We start from the raw sequence: 20,968 nt of genomic DNA on the forward strand, positions 1-20,968 counted from the left end.
TGGTGGGAGTATCTAAAAGTGCTTAGAATCTCGCCCGGTCCAAACCGATGCCCGTCTAAGCTGCCATGTGGTTCATGGAGTGGATGCCTTAAACGATGAAGGGTCAGGAGAGGCTCCTATCGAAAATCCCTCGTCTGTGGCTTGATACCGGACCCGAGCCGCAGGTTGGGGTCGTACATTTCCTTTGCCTGCGGCATCTGCGGCTTAGCCGCGACCATTCCAACCTCATCAGTCCGGCACTGTTTCAGCGGCATCGGTTCCCCTCGGTTGCCGATGGACCGCAGCAGGTCCGTCTGGTCGGTCAACCGTTCAGCAATCAGGTGGATGACCTCGCCCTCGACCTGCACGCGGCCCTTCACCGCCATCATGCTGGCGCCCAGGACGACACGGCGCTGTTGCTCGAACAGCTGTCGCCAGATGATGACGTTGGCGACGCCCGTCTCGTCCTCGATCGTCACGAACAGAACCCCATTGGCGCTTCCCGGCCGCTGCCTGACCAGCACCAAGCCGGACACCGTGACCCGGCGTCCGTCGCGCGTGCGAGCGAGGTCGGTGCAGGGAATGATGCCCTGGCGGCGGAGATCCTGGCGCAGGAACGACAGCGGATGGCTGCGCAGGCTCAAGCCCGTCGTCGAGTAGTCCTCTACCACCTCGCTGCCCGCGCTCATGGGCCTGAGGGCGACCTCCGGCTCATCGGCCTCCCGCTCGGCCCCGGCGGCCGCGAAGAGCGGCAGGGCTTCATCCCGGAGCGCCCGGATGGCCCAAACCGCTTCCCGGCGCCTCAGGCCAAGGCCTGCGAAGGCATCGGCGGCCGCCAACTGGCGAAGAGCCGCCACCGGCACACCTGCCCGGCGCCACAGGTCCTCGACGCTGCCATAAGGCCGATCCTCGCGGGCGGCGACGATCCCGGCCGCGGCGGCGTTGGCCAGCCCCTTGACCATCCTGAAGCCGAGCCGGACAGCTAGTCTGCCGTCCACCATCGGCTCCAAGATGCAGTCCCAGCGTGAGGCGTTGATGTCGACCGGCCGGATCTCAACACCATGCTCGCGCGCATCCCGGACAATCTGGGCAGGCGCGTAAAATCCCATGGGCTGCGCGTTCAGCAGGGCGCAGGCGAACACCTCGGGATGGTGGCATTTCATCCAGCTGCTGGCGTAGGCGATCAGGGCGAAGGAGGCCGCGTGGCTTTCCGGGAAGCCGTAGCTGCCGAAGCCCTCCAGCTGCTTGAAGGTACCCTCCGCGAACTCCTGGGTGTACCCGCGCGCCACCATGCCGTTGACCAGCTTGTCGCGGAAGGCCGAGACGCCGCCAGTGAACTTGAAGGTGGCCATCGACTTGCGCAACTTGTCGGCTTCGCCGGGGGTGAAGCCCGCGCATTCGATGGCAACCCGCATCGCCTGCTCCTGGAAAAGCGGCACCCCCAGCGTCGGCCCCAGCACGGCCTCGAGTTCGGGCTTCGGGTATTCCACCGGCTCCAGTCCCTCGCGACGGCGCAGGTACGGATGCACCATGTCGCCCTGGTTCGGGCCAGGTCGGACGATGGCTACCTCGATGACCAAGTCATAGAAGGTCTCCGGCTTAATCCGCGGCAGCATGGCCATCTGAGCCCGGGATTCGATCTGGAAGACGCCCAATGTGTCGGCCCGCCGGATCATCGCGTAGGTCGCCGGGTCCTCGGCCGGGATTCCTGCCAAGTCCATGCGGATGCCCTTGTGCTCCTCCAGGAGTTCGAAGGCCCTGCGCATGCAGCCAAGCATGCCGAGCCCGAGAACGTCGACCTTCATGATGCGGAGGACGTCGATGTCGTCCTTGTCCCATTCGATAACCTGCCGGTCCTCCATGGCGGCGGGCTCGATAGGAACGAGTTCGTCGAGCCTGTCTTGGGTCAACACGAAACCGCCCGGGTGCTGCGACAGGTGCCGTGGTGTGCCCATCAGCTGCCGGGCAAGCTCCAGGGTCAGCCTGAGACGCCGGTCCTCCAGGTTCAGCTTCAGTTCGGCCGCGTGCTGCTCGTCGACGCCTTCATCGGACCAGGCCCATATCTGTCCGGCCAGCGCGGCCGTGACGTCCTCGGTGAGCCCGATGACCTTGCCGACGTCGCGGATGGCGCCACGAGCCCGGTACCGGCTGACCACGGCGGTCAGGGCGGCACGGTGCCTTCCGTAGGTCTCGTAGATCCATTGGATCACGATCTCGCGGCGATCGTGCTCGAAGTCGACGTCGATGTCGGGCGGCTCTCTGCGTTCGGCCGATACGAAGCGTTCGAAGAGGAGGTTGTGGCGCTCGGGATCGATGCTGGTGATGCCCAGAACATAGCAGACGGCCGAGTTCGCCGCCGAGCCCCGCCCCTGGCACAGGATGCTGCGCGACCGGGCGAACCGGACGATGCTGTGGACGGTCAGGAAGTAGGGCGAGTATCCCAGCTGGCCGATGAGCCGCAACTCATGCCGGAGCACCGCCTGGACCTTCTCCGGCACGCCATCGGGATAGCGGTCGGCAACGGCCGACCAGGTCAGCTGCTCCAACGACTGCTGCGCCGTCAGGCCGGGCGAACAGACCTCCTCGGGATATTGGTACTGGAGTTCGGACAGGCAGAGGCGGCAGCGGTCGACGATCTCCAGCGTGCGAGCCACCGCCTCCGGGTATTTGGCGAACAGGCGCGCCATCTCGGCTGGTGGCTTGAGGTGGCGGTCGGCGAAGCGCTCCTTCTTGAACCCGGCATCGTCGATGGTGCATCCCTCGCGGATGCAGGTGACGACGTCCTGCATGATCCGGCGCTCCGGCGCGTGATACAGGACGTCGTTGGTCGCCACCGTCGGCACGCGCTGCGCGGCCGCCATTGCCGTCAGAAGATGCAGGCGCATGGCATCTCCCGGCCGCCGTCGGAGCGTCAGCGCCATGTAGCAGCGGCCGGGATAGATCCGGCGCAGGCGCTCCAGCTGCCGGGCGCAGTGCTCATCCGCATTGTCCGGCACCAGGATAGCAAGCAATCCCTCAGCCCATCCGGGGAGATCCTCCCAGGTGAGTTCGCAGGCTCCTTTGCCAGCCCGGGCCTTGCCGACGGTCAACAGGCGGCAGAGACGTCCATAGCCAGCCCTGTTCATTGGGAACAGCAGCAGGGCCGTGCCGTCGGTCAGATCGACCCGGCAGCCGACCACCAGCCGCACGCCGGTCTGCCGGGACGCTTCATAGGCGCGCACGATGCCCGCCAGCGAGTGCCGGTCGACGATGCCGAGTGCCGGGATGCCCAAAGCCGAGGCCTGCGCGAACAACTCCTCCGGGGATGAGGCGCCGCGCAGGAAGCTGAAGTGGGTGGTCACCTGGAGCTCCGCGTATGCAGCGCTCGAGGAGCCAGGACGACAATCCGCCCCGGTCATCCGAACAGCCCATGGATGAACCACCGCATCGGACCGATGTCCGGGGATCCTTCCCAGGACCTGTAGAGCCAGAAGCGCTCGCCTGCATGGTCCTCGACGGCGTAGTAGTCGCGCGCGGCCGCCGTCTCGCGATCTCGTCGCCACCATTCGCCATGGATGCGCTCTGGGCCGTCGGCTCGCTTGATGAGCCGTCGCACGCCCCGCCAGGTGAAGGCCATCGGCGGGTGATCAGGCATCAGGGCCAGCGTCTCGATGGGCTCCGGCGGCGACAAAAGCCGTCCCGGCCGTGGCCATTGCGTCGGCCAGCCAGTCGGCACCGGCGGTGCCAGGGCCGGGATGCGTATAACCGACCGCTCGGGGACATCGCTCTCCACCGGTGCGCACCGATAAAGCCGGTTATGGCCGATTCGGTTGCCTAGGACATCCACCAGCCCGGCAATGGAGGCCGTGTCATCGGTCGGCACGAGATCGGCTCCGGCGGCGAGCAGGCGGCCGACCTCCTCGGCCGTCAGGGGCTCGGCAAGCGTGGCCGTCAAGATGGCAGCCTCAATGCCGAACCCAGGGTCGACCTTATCGACACGCTCGGCCAACAGACGGATGAGGTGCGCCGCGCTGCGGACCGGCTTGGCCGTTCCGACCCGGATGGCCTGCATCGTGCCGTCAACCCGATGCCAGAGCAGGTCCAGCGTTCTGGCGCCCAGCCCCCGTTGCTCCAGCTGCTCGCTGAGGTCCGTCACCAGCGCCACGATGACGGCCTGGAGTGCCTCAGCCGTGCTGATGGGTTCGACCAGGCTGCGGCGCGCCTGGACGGCTTCGGTTGCGACGACAGGCACAATCGGCTCAGCGATGCGGCCGAAGACTTGGTCCAGCCGTCGGCCAGGCAGCGAGCCGAACCGATGGGCCAGCGGCGCGCGAGGTGTTGCCTCCAGGTCACCGATGGTCTCGAAGCCCAGGCGTCGTAGTTCCATGGCCATCTCTGGCGGCAGCCGCAGGGCGGCCAGCGGCAGGGTGGACACGACCTCCAGCGCATCGTCGACTATACACACCGGGCAGTGGCCGAAGCGCGCGATGGCATTGGCGGCGCCCGGCGTACCGGCGACCGCGGCCCGTGAGGCGACGCCCATTCCGGCGAGGCGGCCGACCAGGTCATCGAGCAGCGGGCGCTCGCCGCCGACCAGATGGCTGGCGCCGGTGATGTCGATCCACAGGCCGTCCGGCGGGTCCACGGCAACCATCGGGCTGTAACGTAGCGCCCACAGAGCCAGCTGGTGCAGTCCTTCGGCGTCGGCCTCGGGATCCGCCGCATCGGCAACCGTTAGGTCCGGCACCATTGCCCGCGCATGGGCGAGCGGGATACCCCGGCGCAGGCCGAGCCTGTGGGCGGCCATGTCCACGGCCGTGATGACGCGCTGGGCGCCGGTCGACGCGATGACGAAGGGCTTGTCGGGCGGCTCGTCGGCGTCAGGCGCCGATCCGGAGCCCAGCCTGCCGCGGCGGTTCTTCGACGAGCGTGCCCTGGCGCGAAGCCGATCCGTCGGCCAGGTTGGCAAGTAGACCGAGACGACCCTCCTCATCACAGCCCTCCATGTCCCACTCACCGGTCCCACCGCCACGACACCTCACCAGTTCCACCCGCCATCGCCTTCGGCCGATACCCGGCGCTGGCAGCGGGCTGGATGGCAGGGCCGAGATCCGCCAACGGGTGACGGCGGCCGTAGGCTGGCCCACCTCGGCTGCTGCCGCGGCTGGGCTGCGCCACCGGCGCAGGATGATGGCTGTGACCCCAGAGTGCTCCGCCGCGATCTGCATGCGTCTGGACGCCACCATGGGCAGCTTGGCGAGCTCGCCGACCACGGCTGCCAGCCCGCGGTGGTGCAGGCCTTCCTCGACCAGCAGAGGCAGCATCCTCTCGTCCGGAGCTTCGGCGTAAATGACCCGGTTTGGGTTAAGGCCGACCTGGGAGAGCGCCGGGGCGAACAGGTCCGATGCCCGCAGGCACCAGAGCACCGGTCCCGTCATCCTGGACAGGATGCCTGCGACGAACAGGGTGGCCGCCGCAGCGTGGATCACGCCCAGGTCTCCGCCCTCGGCCACCTCGTGCATGGCCCCCAACGCCAGCCCGCCGCTTGGCAGCCGATCGTCGACCTCAGCGAACCCGAACGGCAGCACGCGCTTGACGCGCTGCCCGCCGCGCTCCAACTGGCGGATGCGGTTACGCAGGTCCTGAAGGGCAGGTCGAGGGGGCTGATCAGGATACATGTCTCTTAGGACAGGCCGGGGAGGATTATGTTCCCTTTTTGTTCCTCATAAGACGGACATGAGTCAAGGCCAAGCCTGTGTCGTCCATATTTCAGGCAACGGCGTCAGGCTTCCCCGTATCACTGGGATGAACATGGAGGCAGCTTCAGGAGCAGAATCCCGGCGCGAACCGCCAGATCTCGAGCAGGAAGCCGGTGAACGGGCGTCCACGGTGGATGCGGGGGAGCCAGCTGACGCGGGGATGCAAGGCGAAGAGGGCGCGCGGAACATCGCTGACGGGTTGCCGGGTATCGAGCGACTCGGGCATTGCACCGGGGTAGACGGGCTGCGTTGATCGGGCCTTGGCCTGCGTGTGCCGGAGGCCAGCCGCCTTTTCGACGGCTGGCCTCCCATGATTCAGGCGGCTTCCTGATCCAGCTGACCGTCCACACCCCGTCCACGCCTCCGGCCGTTCGTGCGTCCCAGGCCGATCTGGAGTGCCAGCTTGCTGCGGCTCTCCGCGTAGTTCGGCGCCACCATCGGGTAATCCGACGGCAGGCCCCATTTGGCCCGGTACTCGTCGGGTGACATGCCGTAGGTCGACCGCAGGTGACGCTTCAGCATCTTCAGCTTCTTGCCGTCCTCGAGGCAGACGATGTAGTCGGGCGTGATGGATCGCCTAACCGGGACGGCCGGGGTCAGCGGCGCTTCGGGTTCGCGGTGCTCCGGCTTGCCGACCCCCGCAAGGGCGGCGTGAACGGCCTTCACCAGGTCCGGGAGTTCCTGCACCTGCACGTGGTTGCTGCCGACGTAGGCGGTGACGATCGCCGACGTCATCTCCAGAAGATCGCCCGGCGCTGGCGTGTTCTCGTTGATCTGGTCCATGATCGATATCCCGTACTGAGAGTTTGCGCCTAGTATGGACGGCTACGAGGGGTTCAGTGGATTACGCTCACCGGCCACCCCAATAGACCGTCTATGTAACTATGGTCGGTCAGCCCGCAGAGAAGCGCAAGAGGTTATTTGCCGATGCGGAAGCGAATATTTCCCGGGACAATATAGGTTGGAATTATGCCGAGCAAGCCGTCCCAGAACACCTCTACATACCGTCCCGTAGGGGGGCTATGCGTCACCTATCTCAGATGTAGCCCCAGTCAACGGTTCACGTCATTCGGTCCGGAGCCTGCGAAATCGTGCTCCCCTCAACCAGTACGGCAAGGCTGCATGGCCCTCCGTCGGCCGCGTCCCGTCGGACATGCCTTGGCATAGAGGAAAGGCAGGCGGGGCATTCGCGCGCCAGCCGTCGAATGGGATTATTGCCAGCTTCCTGGGGGGTGCTCCCCGAGCGGTCGTGGCAGACCGGGAATCATGTCATCGGCAAGCTGGTATTGCGCTCCGGCACGGGGCCGAGGGCGCCCGGAAGTCCTTTAGAGTCAATGATTCTACCGGTTTTCTCTGACTAAGTGACTGAAGAAGCACGAGAAAATCTGAGCTAATCACAAATGCGCGTCTAGCCTGACGACGGTACGGGCTGATTTCGCAGGGCGCAGAACAGGGCAGCCGAGAGGCCAGGAGGGGCGACCGCGCCGAGGTGGAACGGTCGCCTTCCACCAGATGATTGCCGCAGGCCGGGGCTACAGAGACCTGCGGTGGAGGGCCGCCGTGCCGGGCCCCGGCCAGAAGTGGGCCACGCTGCCGCCGAACTTGAAGAACGGGAAGAGGCCGACGAGGAAGAGGATGAACCCAGCCTGTGCGGATCCGTTGTCGCCAGTGGCGACGGAGAACGCGATCAGCGCGGCGGCGACAATCAGCAAGCCGAAGGTGAGGCCGAGCGAGACGTGCCAACTGCTGCGGATCAGATCGATGTCCGAGTGGATGGGACCGCCCTGCTCTTCGAGCGCGTAGATGAGGAGGTATCCCTTGAGGTGGAGCGTCACCCGGCGCCCTTCCTCCGGGCGCTGGAGGAGGCGGCACAACGCCGCCTCGACGTTCCGGTAGGCTGTGATGGCTGGGACGTTGACTATCTTGCCGTTGTCCTGCCTGAGCGTGATGTAGTTGTACTTCATCCCACCGCGATGGGAGACCGATGGGCCGTAACCCTCGAGAGTTCCGGAAATTCTTTTCACGAATGACCTCTACCCGATTGCGGAGTACCAGCATGGAAAGTTGAAAATGCGCAGCCCTCAACGTGGCTCCTGAGCGGTGAGGGGAAGCCAGAATGCCGCTTCTAAACCGTCATTAGCGCCCGCACCCTGCTCGGCGTCGGCCGATCTATGAGTGCGCAGACAAGCATGATGGCCGGGATCACCAACGTCAGGGACGTAACCAGAAATGCGAGAGTGAACCAGAGCCAGTAGGTGGCTACGGCGTCCCCGACGGCGTCTCGCAGGGTTCCGTCCTCTGAGCGCATGCCAATCACTGTTCCACGCCAGAGGTACCATGTTCCCCAGACGCCCGGCTGGATAAAAGAAAGAGGAGGCCCGCATGCCTCGATATTATTTATAGTCTCAATGGATCCGTCTTCTTTTCGAAAAGATATATGATAGAATTTTGTCATGTTACCTTTGATAATACTATTTCCGACGCTGTCAACAATACCGTAAATCTTCTTAATCTTCAGCATCGTGCGTCTCTTCGAAGCTATCGCTAGTAAACAGAGAATGGAAAATTACTCGGGCATCCCGAAGCGCACACGCGGCCTCAGGTCGGCTTCCCTGACGTAGCCGCTCTTGTCCTTGTGGTCCGCGCGGAGCCAGCCCTTGGGCAGGCGGCAGTCCTTCTTGGTTTCCAGCACGGCAACGGCGGCGACCGGATCGATCTTGGTGACGACCGGCGCGCCGTCCCGGGGCTCGGCATACAGCTTCGCGCCCTGGGCCCCGTCGTAGATCTCGGCGCCCCTGCCGATGGGGCAGTCGAAGGCGAAGACGGGCGCGGACACCACGCTCAACGCCGCGCAAAGAACGATCCTACGCACGCCTAACTCCTGGCTGATCTCAAGCCCGAGCTTGCTACCACAGGAATCCTTTATGAAACGTAAGGACACCTGTATGGACCAAGGGGCCTGGGGCGCGGCAAACCGGTCCCATGCAAGGATTCGGTCAAAGATTGCGGGCGCGTGCCCAGGCGCTGGGGCTGAGCGACGCCGAGGTGGCACGCCGAAGCGGGCTCAGCGAGCAGCGCTATGGCAACTATGTCCGTGACGCTCACGAACCCGACCTGGAGACGCTTGTCACCATTGCCAGGACCCTGGGGGCAACGCTCGACAGTCTTCTCCTCGGCAGCCAAGCAGAACAAGGATTGGATCCGGTGCGCGCCTCGCTGGAAACACGACTGATTTCCGCCTCACGCGCCTTGGACCTTGCTGATCTGAAGATTGCAGTCGGTCAGATCGAGTTGGCAGTTCAGCACCGTCGGGTTGACCCCGGCCCCAGCTAACGCGGGTGTCCCTTCTGCGAGGCGCTGCGACGAGTTCTTGTCAACATTCCGTCGGCTTCGATGACCGTGTCGGCTATGGGAACAAGGAATCCTGTAGGGCGACGGAGCCGTTTGAAGGCACTGGCGCTCTCCAGCGCAGGAACACCGTTCGACCCGCTACAGAAGAGCAGCTGCCGTCACGGCAAGCGCGGCCGCCAAAGTAACGGCTGGCCAAGCGAGCCGCGGATGTTTCGGGCAGGCCCAAGACCGCCAATAACCCGTAGCGCCGACGGCGATCCTACCCACGCAGATGAGGGTCAGCAGGAATCCGGCCAACCCGATCACGCAGAGCAACAGGACGTCGTTGTGCGAGGGCGGCAGGCCGGTCGGCATGAAGATCGGCGCGATCATCGAGCCGAGGACGAGCATGGTGCCCCAGGCTGCGGTGAGCATGGCCGCCGACGTGCCGCCGGTCCAGGCAATGCAGCGGAGGAGAGGGGACGTCGTCATGGTTCAGCGCTCCGCAAGCTGATGGTGTCGTTCGAGTCGGCCTTCCGACGTACCGGCTGCTTCGTTGCCGAGTTCTTCGAGGGCCACGTCCATCATCCGATCAACTTCGGACAGCGCGCAAGCCTGAGCCGTGTCGGAGAAGAGGTTGTGGCTGACGGCCTGTGTCTTGCTGGTTTAGCCAGGCCCGCCCGCCATCGTTGCGGGGGGGCCGGGGGCAGCCTGCGGTGCATGAAGGCCGTGGGCGGGTCTGACGGTCATCGCTCCTTCATCAGCGGGAGTGATTTACCGCTCTTTATCCGTTATCATGTTGATATAAAAGTGAAAAGTTTCGGCTTCCGCTGAGATGCCATCTGGGCGCAGGCGGCCAATCGGTCCCGCAATAACAAGAAATCCTTGATACAAAAACAGAAATCCTTGTAGTTCTTGGCTCCCAGGGAGCTCGCCTCATTGTGGTGCTTGCCTGCTGATCTCTCTCGGTGCGGGAGCGAGCCCTAGCCGTGACGGCAGGGTCAGTGGGCTGAAGCCCACCTGGATCTAACCTTAACAACTCCTGGGAGTTCGGAATGGGAAGCGCGACGACGCGCTACGCCCTGGCGTGCGCGATGCTGGGATTTCTTGCCTTCATGCAGCCCGCCGCCGCCGGGGAGCGGAGGTTCGCCGCGGAGTGGGACAAGGGAGCGCAGGCGGACCTGACGAAGATGATGCGCCTCCACAAGTGGAGCGACGAGGTCATCAACAAGACGTTGGCGCGGTATGCGATGTACCTGTCTCTTCGCCGGAGCACCGACGGGCAGGAGATGGTCGTGGACGGCATCAAGGGCGCGACGATTTCGGTCGGCATCGACGACAAGCCGATCAGGAGCATGCCGGGTTGCATCGTGGCCTCGATGGTGCTCAAGAATCCCCTGAGGACCAGGACGAGCGTCGACGGGGTGTTCTGCTCCAAGAACGGCACCACCTGGACCTACGCGGCCGCCTACCTCGAGATCTCCGAAGTGGACGTCAACAACAACACCATCACGGTGACCGACGTCACCGACATCGGCAAGAAGCGGCCTGAGTAGGCGTCTCAACGCTCCCGTTCCCCATGGTCCCACCCCAAAAAGCCAGGGTCACGAATGTCTATTGCCACCGTCCTGGACCCGAAGCAGGCGATCGCTACCGACGCCCTGACGACGAGGGTGATCGCCAACATCCGTGGGCTGATCGACGGCAACGGTGCCGAGGCACGGGATCTGGAGGTGGTGTCGGCGACGCGGGTTGACCGCGTGATCGGGCTGCGGCTCGAGGTGGGCATCCGCTGGACCAGCGAGCGCCAGGACAGCACGGGCGCGCGCAACCCGGAAGGGTCCAACCACTGCCGGGACCATGCCGCCATGGTGGCCCGGATGGAGAAGGAGTGCGGGGCGAGAGCGGTGTCCCCCGATGCCTCCGGTGCACTGGCCGAGGTCATCCGGAAGGATCCGATCGGCAAGCTCAGGACTCTCGCGGATGGCTTCAATGTCCAGGCACTGCCGCTCCGCTACCACTATCACGACCGCTGCGGCAAATGCGGTGGCGACGGTCAGACGAAGTGCGGCAGTTGCTATGGGGGCGAGGTTCCTTGCTCGTGCGGGGATGGGAGGTCCCGATGCTTCCGCTGCTTCGGGAGCGGCCAGGTCCAGGAGCCTTACACCTGGTGGAACGGCCACCAGCATGTCCGTGACAGCAGGATGGTGACTTGTGGTACCTGCGCCGGATCAGGGCGCTGGGGCGTCTGCACCTTGGGCTGCGGCGGGAGCCGTCAGGTTACCTGCATGCGCTGCGGCGGTACCGACCGGCTTCCCTGCTCCCCCTGCGGTGCAACCGGCTGGTTCACCCGCCTGTTCTCCACCTCGCTCATCGGCAAGCCTGTGCGCCGCTGTCTGCTTCCCCAGGATGCTCCGCAGGAATTCCGCAGCGCCGTCGAGAAGATCGCCATAACCGAACTGCCCGGCCTCCACGCGGACACGGGGCTGGTGAAGATCGAGCCCGGATTGGGGACGGTGGTGGCCGAGTACGACAGCACGATTCCCCACGTCCGCGCGGAGATGCGGGCAGGGCATGTGGACATCGAAGTCGACGCCGTCGGTAAGACCGGCCGCGTCGTCGAGATGCCGACTTTCCTCGACGACCTGCTGTCCGAGGTTCTGCTGAACGTCGGGCGGGCCGATCAAGCGCCTGCGCGGGCCATTGCTGCCGCCAAGATGGCCAGGCTGACCCGTTCCTTGCTCGAAGCGGTCAGCACAAGCGGGCGGCCGGTCGATGTCGGCGGGGTCGTGCGCATCCATCAGGGCGCTGTGTCCGACTGGGCGGTGGCGGGCGCTTACGATGGGCTCCGGGCAGCCTACGACCTTATCGGCCGCTCTCCGGTACGCCGGGTATGGATCGTCGGCGGCCCACTGGCGGCCGCCTGGGCCGCGGCAGTCCCGCATTTCGGCATCGGAGACGCCGCGGTCCGGGAGGCAACGGCGCTACTTGAGATCGGAGTGCTGCCGCCCGAGGCAGGTCCCGCTGCCGGAGCGCTGATCGCGGCGTTGCCGCTCATCGCCGCCTGGCGGCTGGCGGCCACGACCGGGCGCCGGGCGGTGCGCGGGGTGGTCGGCGCCGATGCGCGACGGGCGCCGAGTCAGGGGCGCCTGCCTTGGATCGTCACGCTCGCTGCCGTCGGGCTCCATCTCGCCGTGGCCAATCTCCCGGCCATCACCCGCGCGGCCGAGGATCTGGCCAGGGCGGCCAGGGGCACCAGCTTGCCGACGCTGACCGAGATTCCCATTGTCGGCGAGTTGATCCGGATCGCGCCTGAGGCGCTGTTCGGCCTTTCGGGCTCGGGTCTCCCACCGTCCGACAAGCCGCGGCTCGAACCCAGGCTTCCAGGTCCGGCGGATCTCCCGGCCAACACGGCCGAGGCCGACGCCTACCGCGCCAGGTCGGCCCTGGCGCAGTTGGGCTTTTTCAAAGGGCGGATCGATGGCCGGAGGTGGGCGGCGGCCGACCGCGCGGCCCTTGACGCGATGCTCCGGACCGCGCCACCCGCAAGCTCGTCCGCGATGGCCCGCTACAAGGAGGCGAGCGCCGCTACCATCATCGAGGGCGCGCTCAACGGCGAGTACCGGCTGAAGCTGCCTGCCGACAGTACCCTCGCAGGTCCGCTCTCGAACCTTGCCCGAGGCAACCTGACCGCGGACGACCTCCAGCGCCTCCAGACCGCGGCCGACCGTGCGGCCACCGAAGCGGGTCGGGAGCAGGCTTGGCGCAGCGCTGACGGCAAGCGCGGTGGCCGCGTGCTTGCCCACGCCGAGGGCGGGCAGGGCTGCTCGCGTGTCCACCTGGAAGTCGAGGTCGGTGGCGCCGTCGAGCAGGCCGCGGTGCAGTTGGCATGCGTGGAAGGCGGTCGGCTGTTGCCCCGATAAGCCGGGACGCGGCAGGCCGCCAGTTCGGCCACCGAATAGTACTGCGACCAACGTCGGACGACCTTCTCCCGCCCTCAAGTGTCGGTATCCGCCGAAAATGCGACCGCGTGCTGCGTTTCGAGCTCGCGCAGTTGCTCGGCCAGCGCCTTGCTGATGGATGTGTAGGCCGTGCTGCCGAGCACGAGACGGAACGGGGGCTTCTCGACGACTGTCGCCTGGTGACGGTCCTTGAAGACTGGTGCCCACCAATCCCTGGGCTCGCGCTCTACTATCCCGGCCACAGGCATGTCGGAGCCGCCTTGAGGGCGTTCATCGACGTTCTGAAGGAGCAGGCGCCATCGAGTTAGAGGTCCGAGGGTGAGGTATTCAATCGTCCTCTTCAATCGCCCCACGTATTGCATCCCGGGCCTGGTTGACGGCGTGGGCAGGAGATGTGCCGGGAAAGCCGATCAGCAGGCGCGCTGCCTGCTCGACCACCGCCTGCCGTTCACCGTCTGGAAGGGAAGGGTGCTCGCGTTCGATGACCTCGGACGCGGCCATCGCGGCGGCGTCGAGGGCAGCCCGGTCTTCGGCAAATTTGGCCAGGACGAGGCTGACCGCCTCCGCTGTCGCAAGCTGCCACCATCCGTTTCGTAGGCCGGTCACGATCAGCTGCTGAATGGTTTTGACATTTGCCGAAGGATCGGCCGCAAGCACTTGGTCAACGATCAGCGCCTCGCGCCGGGCGGCGTCGACGGCAAGCGGCACGGCGTCGTCCGGCTTGATGCCGGTCAGGAAGAACCGCCCGGCCCACCCCGTCACGCGGGTTCTGAGTTCCATGGGAACCTCGTCCCACACGTGCTTGGAAACCCGGGCAGGGCGCTCCCCTTGCTCGTTCACGGCACGGCGCTGCCTTTCCCTGTCGGCGAGCCTCGCGTGGAAGTCGGCCTCGCGCTGGGCCGGAGTTCGGGTATCCGCGGCATCGGCTTCCCTGGCTCTGGCTATTTCGATCGCATCGCGTCTCGTCAGAGACGCAAGCGTGGCCCGCACGGCCGCATCGACTTCCTCCTGCTCCGCCGCGGAAAGGGCGCGCGGACGGTTTCCGAACCATATGGTGTGATCGTCCCCACCCATCCAAGGCAGGTTGAGCCGCAACGCCAGCGCCCGGAACCGGCGCGCTTCGGCCGTTGGGAACGCAGAGGCCGGAGGGACCTCCTGCGTGAGACTCCGAGGGAGACTCGGCGCGACCATATTACCTAAAGAAAAATAAGTAGGCTGAGCCAGCGCAGGCAGCCCGGGTTGGGCTGGTTCCTGAGGGATCTCTCCCTCGGTCCTATTCTCTTCAACCGCTATATGGTCGCGCCGAGTCTCCCTTTCAGTCTCACGGTCCGCCCGCATCCGGCGGAAATAGGTCGCGCGGCTGAGGCCAGCGGCTACCCATGGCTCCGGTTCCTCGTTCGGCTCGCCCGTTGCGGCCCTTACAGCCGTGGCCGCAACCCGCTTGAGCCTCTTGTAGTAGGCCGACTTGGAAATCCCGGCAGCCTCCCACGGCTTGGGCGCGGAGGCTGCGGCCTTCCGTTCGGCCTGGACTTCGTCGGTCGTTCGAATTCCCTCGGCGCGCCGACGCAGTTGCATTCGGCGCGCGTTGCCGACGAGCTCCACCAAACCCAGTCGCTCCGCCTCCTCGTCGGTGATGGACCATGCCAGGAGCAGGGCCTTCACGCCAACCGACCGGCGCCTCCCCACAAGACGGCCTTCATGTTCGGCTTCCGCCTCGGCCATGCAGTTCCGACCCGCAGTCGACGCCAGCCAAGCGGCAGCCCTGGCAGGCAGCTCCCCGGCACCAACCAGCCACTCGGCCAGCATCCCGGGGAACGCATCGTGATCGTGAAGGTGGGCCAGCAGGACGGCGACCGCTGTGAGCTCCTGGTCCGTGATGCGCCCGCGGCTGCATGCAATCACCTGCAACTCAGCGAGTTGTCGAGGGCGGGCCTTGACGGCTCGCTCTTCGATCATGGCACGGCCGCGTGCCGACATCTCGTGTTTGCGTGGCTTGCGCTCGGGTTTGTCCCGGGTCATGCTGTCGTCCTACCGATGAAGATCCCCGGGGAGCCGTTGGCGCGGCGTTGATCCGGGGATTTTTCATTGTGCGCAGCGCAGGGGCCTCGGCGTCAACGATGTCGGGTTAGGCCAATCCGGACGATGCTCATCGACGGCTGGCGTCATCGTCATGACCGGAGGAACCCAGGCACCGTCTGTCTTGACGGCGAACCAGATCGCCTGCGCATCATGGAAAAGGAAAACGGCGCGTGAGGGTTGCTGCCCTGCAACCGCGCCGTTTTCCGAACCAAAGGTAGTCCCAGCATGATTCGCGAACGCGACATTTGCAAGGGCTGCCGCCGAGAGAGGCGGTAGCAGGTGGCCCGGCGGTCGGATAGCAAATCCAGCCGCCGGTCGAACGCAGCCACCGCCGTCAACGAATTCACCATCCTGGGAAGTCGCCTTCCGGCACGCGGCCGCCGCGCGCCCGAGGCAGGTGCCCATGCCCGGTTTTCCGGCTCCAGCCGCATTGCCTGCGCGCTCTCCGTTCGAGGGGCCATGGATGCGGTCTGCCTTGAAGGCGGGCAGGCCGACCATCCCCGCGGCTCACCAGCATCAACCAACCAGACAATCAGGAGGGCGCCATGACGGCGAACCTGACCAAGTCGCTTCGCGAACGCGCCGAATCCGAAACCAGGGGAATGGCTGAGGATCTCGTCGGCGTCCAGGGTTGGCGTCGCTCCAAGTTGGGCTGGCTGATCGGCGCCGACGTGCCTGGGCAATTGCTCGGCGGCATCGTTCACGGGTTCGGGAGTTCCTGGCGGAGGACCGCTAATCTGGCGCAGCTGGCGATCCTGCGGCGGGACAGGGTCATGCCGCTGCCGACGTACGACAGCGATCCAGACCACCGGTTCCAGATCGCGGCGCGCGTCTATGGGCGCAGCGCGGCCGACCTGGATGCTGACATCAAGGGGCTGGCGAGGCGCTTTACTCTCTACTTCGTCATGGCCGTCCTCGTGCTGGCAGCGTTCATCGCCAGCCTGCCGCATGCCATCCCCTCGCTGCCCCGCGCCGTCGACATCGCCTGCCGGTTCATGGTGCCGTTGATGGCCTTCGCAGTGACAGCCCGCGTCTCCTTCTACAGCTGGCAGATGCGAACCCGACGGCTGGGTTCCGTTCGCGAATGGTTGCGCTCCGGCGACTGGTTCCCGCCGGGCGCGGGCACCGGGCTCGCGGCCTTCCTGGGCGCCGTGGCCACCGGCCTGCTGGCCTTCGGGATCCCCGGCGCGCAAGATGCGACCGCCGCAGGTACCAGCGGCTTCAGCGGGCTTCCTGCCCTACCCACGACGGATTTGTGGGTCAGGTTGCTCGAGTACGTCTTCCCCGGCATCGGGCCTATCGGAAACGGCCCGGCCACTGGCGGTTCCCTGACGGCGGCCGCCGGGATCCAGGGTGCGTTCGGCGCCTTCCTGGCTGTACTGATGGCCATCGCCGCCGGGCTCATGTCCTGGCACGTCCTGCTCGGCATGGTGAACACCGCCCACGAGGGCAAGGTGCTCGGCCAGCGCTGGCACCAGATCTGGGCGCCCATCCGGGTCTCCATCGGCATCGGCATGCTGGCGCCGGTGTTCAAGGGCTACTGCACGGCGCAGCTGCTCGCGCTGTTCATCTCGGTCGCCGGGGGCCAGCTTGGCAATGTCATCTGGGGCGGCTACGTCGACGCCGTCACGACCAACGATATCGCGGCGCCCCGGTTGCCCGAAACCCTGCCGCTGTTTCGCGATCTCATCGCGCTGGAGGCTTGCCACGCCACGATCACCTTGTCCGCCGAACTCCATTCCAAGCTCGTGGTGTCCGCCGCGACGACCAAGCCGCCAAGTGTCTCTGAACTTGTGGGCCCTTGGCCGGAGCGCTGGGTGCCGGACGAGGACAGCCTCTTCAAGTCGACCGTGAACGGTGCGGCCGGGCTCTTCGGCGCCCGGCCGGTCCTGCGCGAGCGTGACCACCGTCTCAGCTACGGCCGTTGCGGTTCGATCACGCTTACAGCGGTTGAACGCGAGGCAGTCACCGGCGACGCCGCTCTGACGGCGAAGGCTGCCTTCGACGAGGTTCGGCTGGAGGCCATCCAGGTTGCGCGGGTTGCCCTGCGTGAGCTTGCCGCCAGAATGGCGAGCGGGATTCCTCCCGGTGTCAAAACGGTTTTGCCGATGCCGCGATTCTCGGAACTGCTGGCGGTACGAGACGCCTACGACCGCAAGATGGCGGCCGCCGCGGAGACCTATCTGGCGGCCGTCAACGGCATCGGCCTCGAACAGATCAGGGCAGACCTCAAGGCGGGCGGATGGGCATCGGCGGGGACCTATTACGTGACGATCTCCCGCGTGCACGAGATGATCGCCCGGACGGCAGGCGAGCGCCCCAACGTGAAGATCGGCAGCGACGCCGACTGGACCGCCGTGCCGACGGAAGTCCGGCGTCTTCTGGTGGACGGCACGACGGGCGTGTTCCCGATGCTGGCCCAATGGTGGAGCCTTGGCCTTGAAGGGCCGGGCGTCTCGCGCGCGGCCGCAGCGGCCGGAAAGATCACCCCGTCGGGCTCGACGGTGGACGAGGTCCTCAACTACGCGCTCGGCGGCGACGCAATCAAATCGGCGATCGAGATGCTGAGCCCGGACCTCTCCAAAGGCAACGCGCTCAGCCACATCATCGCCTTCGGGCACGCCCTGCTAACGGCCTTCTGGATCGGCCTTGGCATCCTGGCGGCCGCGAACGCGGGCATCGGTATCGCCACTGTTCTGGGGGCGGCCGCCGGTTTCCTCGGCGGCTCGGCCGTGCCGGGGGCCGGTAACGCTACGGGTGGCCTGCTGGGGGCAGCCCTGGCGGGCGCCGCGAGCAAGGTGATCTCGGGCATCTCAGGGTTTCTGACCAGCGCGCTCATCGTCCTGCTCATCGTCGGCGCGGTGCATGCGTTCGTCCTGCCGCTGATTCCGTATGTCATGCACTTCTTCTTCGTCGCCGGGATGCTCATCCTGACCGTCGAGGCCGTCATCGCGGCGCCGCTCTGGGCCTTCTTCCACATCCGCATGGACGGCCAGGACTTCGTCGACCAGGTGCAGCGGCCGGGCTACATGATCATGTTCAACCTGCTGCTCCGCATCCCGCTCGCGATGTTCGGCCTGTTCTTCTCGTATCTGGTGTTCGATGCCCTGGCTTGGTTCATCCACCAGACCTTCATTGCCGCTGCCGTGGCTGTCACCTCGACCCAGGGCTACGGCATCATCGGCCTGATGACGCTGATGGTCATGGTCGCCTACCTGCATTACCAGGCCGCGATCCGCTCCTTCGGGCTGATCACGCAGGTTCCCGACCGCGTGAGCCGATGGTTCGGCCAGGGTGGCGAACAGCTGGGCGAAGCCGAGGACTCTCGGAAGACCGCGGGCTTCCTGATCGCCAACCTCGAGCAGCGCGGGGCCGGAGTGGCCGAGACGGCCATCGGAGCCGCGTTGGCGCGCCGGTCGTCTTCCGGAGGCCAGGATGAGGAAACCAGCGCTGGGCCTTCTGGAGGTCAAAGGCGTCAGGACAGTCAGCCGCGCCCCGCAAACGCGAAAAGCGGAATCAGTAAGATCGGCGGAGGGGTGCAATAGGAAAGTGGCCTGAGGCGTTTGCCAAGGCCGCTTTCACCTGTAGGTCGCCGACGGGCAGCTGATCAGTCCGTGCGGCGGCTTGCAGGGTTCTCGATTCCGAGCCCGGCAGCTTTGGCGTCGAAGGCGCGCTCGTAGAACAGCCGACCGACCGTCTTGGCCTCGCCACGAGCACCCGCGTCGCGGTAGTGCTGGCCGCTCGCTCGGAGCAGCGGGCTGTCGGAATGCTGGCGCTGGTACTCCTGGATGACCACCTCAAGCGCGGCAGCATGTGCGCGGTGGAGGGCCAACTGGTCGGAGTTCTCCTCCAGCAAGTCGGTAAGTCGCTGGATCTCGGCATCGCGCTCAGCCAAAGCACGCCGCAGGGAGGCTACCTTGCGATCGAGATCGGCGATGGTCCCGCTCTGGCCGATCGCGACACCCAGGTTGAAGCTCATCCCTCCCTCCCCTTGATCGTTGAGGTTATGCCTTGGCACTTGGGCGCAACCCTAGATCGAGACGCTCTGACGATCAAGCCGAATGTACAGGATATCTTTGTCAACATACAGAAATCCTTTATGAAGGCTCTGTGGCAGTGATCTGCGGCAGCCATGTGCACGCCAAACCCGGACATTCCTGGGGGCGGTGCGTGGAATCCGATCCAATTCTTGGGCCTGAACTGATCACGTGAACCCACGCATCGTTGGACGCGAATGCACTCGCCGAATGCTGCCGTAGGGCCGGACAAGATCACCAACCCAGTACCGGTACTGCACGTCAGCCGATCATTGACCACAGCATCCGTGTCATGGCGCGTGGACGGGACGATGGACCCTGATCCGCCCCGCAACGGAAGCCACCTCTCAAGAAGTTTGGCTCGGTTGGAAAACTTAGCTGCTTGACTAAGTTTCCGCTTGCACGAGCGGAGTTCCAACGATAGTTAGCTATATGGCTAAGCATGAACCTGATCTCTCGCTGCTCTTCCACGCGCTCGCTGATCCGACCCGCCGGTCGATCCTGACCCGGCTCGCCGGAGAACCCGCGCGGGTGACAGACTTGGCTGGTCCCAGCGGGCTGCGTCTGCCCACGGTGATGCGGCACCTTTCGGTTCTGGAGGAGGCCGGGTTGATTTCCACCTCCAAGGATGGGCGGACGCGGACCTGCGCCATCGTGCCGGAGGCCCTGGATCCGGTGCGGACATGGCTGGACGAACACCGGGCGATATGGGAAGCCCGCCTCGACCGGCTGGATGCATTTGTGATGAACGCCATAAAGGAGCGCAAAGAATGATGTCGAACGGGGAAACGACCAGCACGGCGCCGGAAAACAGGAAGGATCGCTTTGCGACGCTGACTTTCGAGCGGGACGTGACCGCGCCGCTATCGGTGCTGTGGCATGCGTGGACGGCCCCGGCCGCGCGAATGGCATGGGCCGCCCCCACGCCTTCGGTCACCGTCGAGTTTCTCGAGGCCGACAGCAGGGTGGGAGGACGTGAAGTCTCGCTCTGCAAGGTGGCGGGGCAGTCGGATATCCGATGCGAGGTTGGCTGGCTGGAATTGCAGCCTGCGCTGCGCAGCGTGAATTACGAGGTGGTTTCGTCCGAGGGCGTGACGCAGTCGGCCGCGCTGGTGACGGCGGACTTCTCCGGCACGGACAAGCGCAGCCGGTTGGCCGTGACGGTGCAGCTTTCCTCGCTGGCCGAGAACATGGAGGCTGGATACCGGCAAGGCTTTGGTGCGGGACTGGACAATCTCGCGGGCGTGGCCGAGCGGACCATGGTGCTCGAGCGCGTGATACAGGCACCTCGGACCCTGGTCTGGGGTGCGTGGATGAATCCCGAGACTCTGCCGCAGTGGTGGGGGCCGGACGGCTTCTCCTGCCGGACGACGCGGATTGATCTGCGAGCGGGCGGCGAATGGGTGTTTGACATGATTGCGCCGGATGGAACGGTCTTCCCGAACCACCATCGTTATGGCGAGGTCCGACCCGAGGAGAGATTCGGCTACACGCTTCTCTGGGGCGAGAATGGGCCGAAGCATGCCGACGCCTGGGCCTTGTTCGAGGATCTGGGTGGAGCAACGAAGGTAACGCTGGGTATGGTGTTCACCACAGCTGCCGAGTTCCAGGACGCGAAGGGTTTCGGTGCTGAGGAACTGGGGCAGCAAACTCTGGGCAAACTGGAACGCTTCGTCGCATCTCGCTGAAGCGCTGCGGCTTCCCGTCGCCTCGACCTGGGCTTGTCGAGACGGGCGGACCTGGAAAGGCGCCGCGCTCCGGACGATCGGCGGCCAAGGGGCGCCAAGGGGCGCGGCAGCCATCACCTGAGAACAACCGGCGGTGCGAACCGGTGATGCGCTTG

The 20,968-nt window shown here is 65.7% G+C and carries 17 protein-coding genes; 6 read left to right on the plus strand and 11 right to left on the minus strand.

Annotated features, from left to right (window positions below; genetic code table 11):
* Window positions 1–116 precede the first annotated feature (116 nt).
* The 7 genes from ABMY26_RS33860 to ABMY26_RS33890 form a co-directional block, all read right to left on the minus strand.
* Window positions 117–3,377, minus strand: coding sequence for an error-prone DNA polymerase (locus ABMY26_RS33860; RefSeq protein WP_372399836.1), 3,261 nt, complete (start codon window positions 3,375–3,377; stop codon window positions 117–119).
* Window positions 3,374–4,951 carry a DNA polymerase Y family protein gene (locus ABMY26_RS33865; protein ID WP_372399837.1) on the minus strand — a complete coding sequence of 526 codons (1,578 nt, stop codon included), beginning with the start codon at window positions 4,949–4,951 and terminating at the stop codon, window positions 3,374–3,376. Before ABMY26_RS33865 ends, ABMY26_RS33860 begins: the two co-directional genes overlap by 4 nt.
* On the minus strand, window positions 4,839–5,636 hold the full coding sequence (locus tag ABMY26_RS33870) for an ImuA family protein (protein ID WP_372399838.1): 798 nt from the start codon (window positions 5,634–5,636) through the stop codon (window positions 4,839–4,841). Before ABMY26_RS33870 ends, ABMY26_RS33865 begins: the two co-directional genes overlap by 113 nt.
* A 396-nt stretch (window positions 5,637–6,032) precedes the next feature.
* Window positions 6,033–6,500, minus strand: a complete 468-nt coding sequence (locus ABMY26_RS33875) for a MucR family transcriptional regulator (RefSeq protein WP_372399839.1) — start codon at window positions 6,498–6,500, stop codon at window positions 6,033–6,035.
* 749 nt (window positions 6,501–7,249) lie between these two features.
* Window positions 7,250–7,681: a hypothetical protein gene (locus ABMY26_RS33880; protein ID WP_372399840.1), complete on the minus strand. Its 432-nt coding sequence runs from the start codon at window positions 7,679–7,681 to the stop codon at window positions 7,250–7,252.
* Between the two features lie 161 nt (window positions 7,682–7,842).
* Window positions 7,843–8,238, minus strand: a complete 396-nt coding sequence (locus ABMY26_RS33885; RefSeq protein WP_372399841.1) for a hypothetical protein — start codon at window positions 8,236–8,238, stop codon at window positions 7,843–7,845.
* Between the two features lie 45 nt (window positions 8,239–8,283).
* Window positions 8,284–8,589: an SH3 domain-containing protein gene (locus tag ABMY26_RS33890; protein ID WP_372399842.1), complete on the minus strand. Its 306-nt coding sequence runs from the start codon at window positions 8,587–8,589 to the stop codon at window positions 8,284–8,286.
* Between the two features lie 131 nt (window positions 8,590–8,720).
* Here ABMY26_RS33890 and ABMY26_RS33895 point away from each other — a divergent pair, with 131 nt between their 5' ends.
* On the plus strand, window positions 8,721–9,050 hold the full coding sequence (locus ABMY26_RS33895) for a helix-turn-helix domain-containing protein (RefSeq protein ID WP_372399843.1): 330 nt from the start codon (window positions 8,721–8,723) through the stop codon (window positions 9,048–9,050).
* 156 nt (window positions 9,051–9,206) lie between these two features.
* Here ABMY26_RS33895 and ABMY26_RS33900 read toward each other — a convergent pair whose 3' ends face one another.
* Window positions 9,207–9,539 carry a hypothetical protein gene (locus ABMY26_RS33900; protein WP_372399844.1) on the minus strand — a complete coding sequence of 111 codons (333 nt, stop codon included), beginning with the start codon at window positions 9,537–9,539 and terminating at the stop codon, window positions 9,207–9,209.
* Window positions 9,540–10,102: 563 nt separating this feature from the next.
* Between ABMY26_RS33900 and ABMY26_RS33905 the strand changes: the two genes are divergently transcribed.
* Together ABMY26_RS33905 and ABMY26_RS33910 are read left to right on the plus strand one after the other, a co-directional pair.
* Complete coding sequence (locus ABMY26_RS33905; RefSeq protein ID WP_372399845.1) at window positions 10,103–10,603, plus strand: hypothetical protein; 501 nt, start codon at window positions 10,103–10,105, stop codon at window positions 10,601–10,603.
* A gap of 54 nt (window positions 10,604–10,657) precedes the next feature.
* A complete protein-coding gene (locus ABMY26_RS33910; RefSeq protein WP_372399846.1) occupies window positions 10,658–12,970 on the plus strand; it encodes a hypothetical protein in 2,313 nt (770 codons plus the stop codon).
* 74 nt (window positions 12,971–13,044) lie between these two features.
* On the opposite strand, the gene ABMY26_RS33915 is transcribed toward ABMY26_RS33910, so the two are convergent.
* On the minus strand, window positions 13,045–13,362 hold the full coding sequence (locus ABMY26_RS33915; RefSeq protein WP_372399847.1) for a hypothetical protein: 318 nt from the start codon (window positions 13,360–13,362) through the stop codon (window positions 13,045–13,047).
* Complete coding sequence (locus tag ABMY26_RS33920) at window positions 13,337–15,028, minus strand: hypothetical protein (RefSeq protein ID WP_372399848.1); 1,692 nt, start codon at window positions 15,026–15,028, stop codon at window positions 13,337–13,339. Before ABMY26_RS33920 ends, ABMY26_RS33915 begins: the two co-directional genes overlap by 26 nt.
* A gap of 605 nt (window positions 15,029–15,633) precedes the next feature.
* On the opposite strand from ABMY26_RS33920, the gene ABMY26_RS33925 reads away from it, so the two are divergent.
* On the plus strand, window positions 15,634–18,633 hold the full coding sequence (locus ABMY26_RS33925; RefSeq protein WP_372399849.1) for a DotA/TraY family protein: 3,000 nt from the start codon (window positions 15,634–15,636) through the stop codon (window positions 18,631–18,633).
* Window positions 18,634–18,695: 62 nt separating this feature from the next.
* On the opposite strand, the gene ABMY26_RS33930 is transcribed toward ABMY26_RS33925, so the two are convergent.
* Entirely contained in the window at window positions 18,696–19,067 is a 372-nt protein-coding gene (locus ABMY26_RS33930) for a hypothetical protein (protein WP_372399850.1), read from the minus strand.
* A gap of 490 nt (window positions 19,068–19,557) precedes the next feature.
* Here ABMY26_RS33930 and ABMY26_RS33935 point away from each other — a divergent pair, with 490 nt between their 5' ends.
* Together ABMY26_RS33935 and ABMY26_RS33940 are read left to right on the plus strand one after the other, a co-directional pair.
* Window positions 19,558–19,899 (plus strand): ArsR/SmtB family transcription factor, encoded by a 342-nt coding sequence (locus tag ABMY26_RS33935; RefSeq protein ID WP_372399851.1) that lies wholly within the window; start codon window positions 19,558–19,560, stop codon window positions 19,897–19,899.
* A complete protein-coding gene (locus ABMY26_RS33940; protein WP_372399852.1) occupies window positions 19,896–20,813 on the plus strand; it encodes an SRPBCC family protein in 918 nt (305 codons plus the stop codon). Before ABMY26_RS33935 ends, ABMY26_RS33940 begins: the two co-directional genes overlap by 4 nt.
* Window positions 20,814–20,968 lie beyond the last annotated feature (155 nt).

This window comes from Azospirillum sp. HJ39 (assembly GCF_041507355.1).
GTDB classification, from domain to species: Bacteria; Pseudomonadota; Alphaproteobacteria; order Azospirillales; family Azospirillaceae; genus Azospirillum; species Azospirillum thiophilum.

Coding starts and splice junctions, on each gene's coding strand:
- ABMY26_RS33860 (WP_372399836.1), bottom strand. CDS start 3,377: ATGACCGGGGCGGATTGTCGTCCTGGCTCCTCGAGCGCTGCATACGCG.
- ABMY26_RS33870 (WP_372399838.1), bottom strand. CDS start 5,636: ATGTATCCTGATCAGCCCCCTCGACCTGCCCTTCAGGACCTGCGTAAC.
- ABMY26_RS33910 (WP_372399846.1), top strand. CDS start 10,658: ATGTCTATTGCCACCGTCCTGGACCCGAAGCAGGCGATCGCTACCGAC.
- ABMY26_RS33900 (WP_372399844.1), bottom strand. CDS start 9,539: ATGACGACGTCCCCTCTCCTCCGCTGCATTGCCTGGACCGGCGGCACG.
- ABMY26_RS33865 (WP_372399837.1), bottom strand. CDS start 4,951: ATGAGGAGGGTCGTCTCGGTCTACTTGCCAACCTGGCCGACGGATCGG.
- ABMY26_RS33935 (WP_372399851.1), top strand. CDS start 19,558: ATGGCTAAGCATGAACCTGATCTCTCGCTGCTCTTCCACGCGCTCGCT.
- ABMY26_RS33940 (WP_372399852.1), top strand. CDS start 19,896: ATGATGTCGAACGGGGAAACGACCAGCACGGCGCCGGAAAACAGGAAG.
- ABMY26_RS33880 (WP_372399840.1), bottom strand. CDS start 7,681: ATGAAGTACAACTACATCACGCTCAGGCAGGACAACGGCAAGATAGTC.
- ABMY26_RS33885 (WP_372399841.1), bottom strand. CDS start 8,238: ATGCTGAAGATTAAGAAGATTTACGGTATTGTTGACAGCGTCGGAAAT.
- ABMY26_RS33925 (WP_372399849.1), top strand. CDS start 15,634: ATGACGGCGAACCTGACCAAGTCGCTTCGCGAACGCGCCGAATCCGAA.
- ABMY26_RS33930 (WP_372399850.1), bottom strand. CDS start 19,067: ATGAGCTTCAACCTGGGTGTCGCGATCGGCCAGAGCGGGACCATCGCC.
- ABMY26_RS33905 (WP_372399845.1), top strand. CDS start 10,103: ATGGGAAGCGCGACGACGCGCTACGCCCTGGCGTGCGCGATGCTGGGA.
- ABMY26_RS33875 (WP_372399839.1), bottom strand. CDS start 6,500: ATGGACCAGATCAACGAGAACACGCCAGCGCCGGGCGATCTTCTGGAG.
- ABMY26_RS33920 (WP_372399848.1), bottom strand. CDS start 15,028: ATGACCCGGGACAAACCCGAGCGCAAGCCACGCAAACACGAGATGTCG.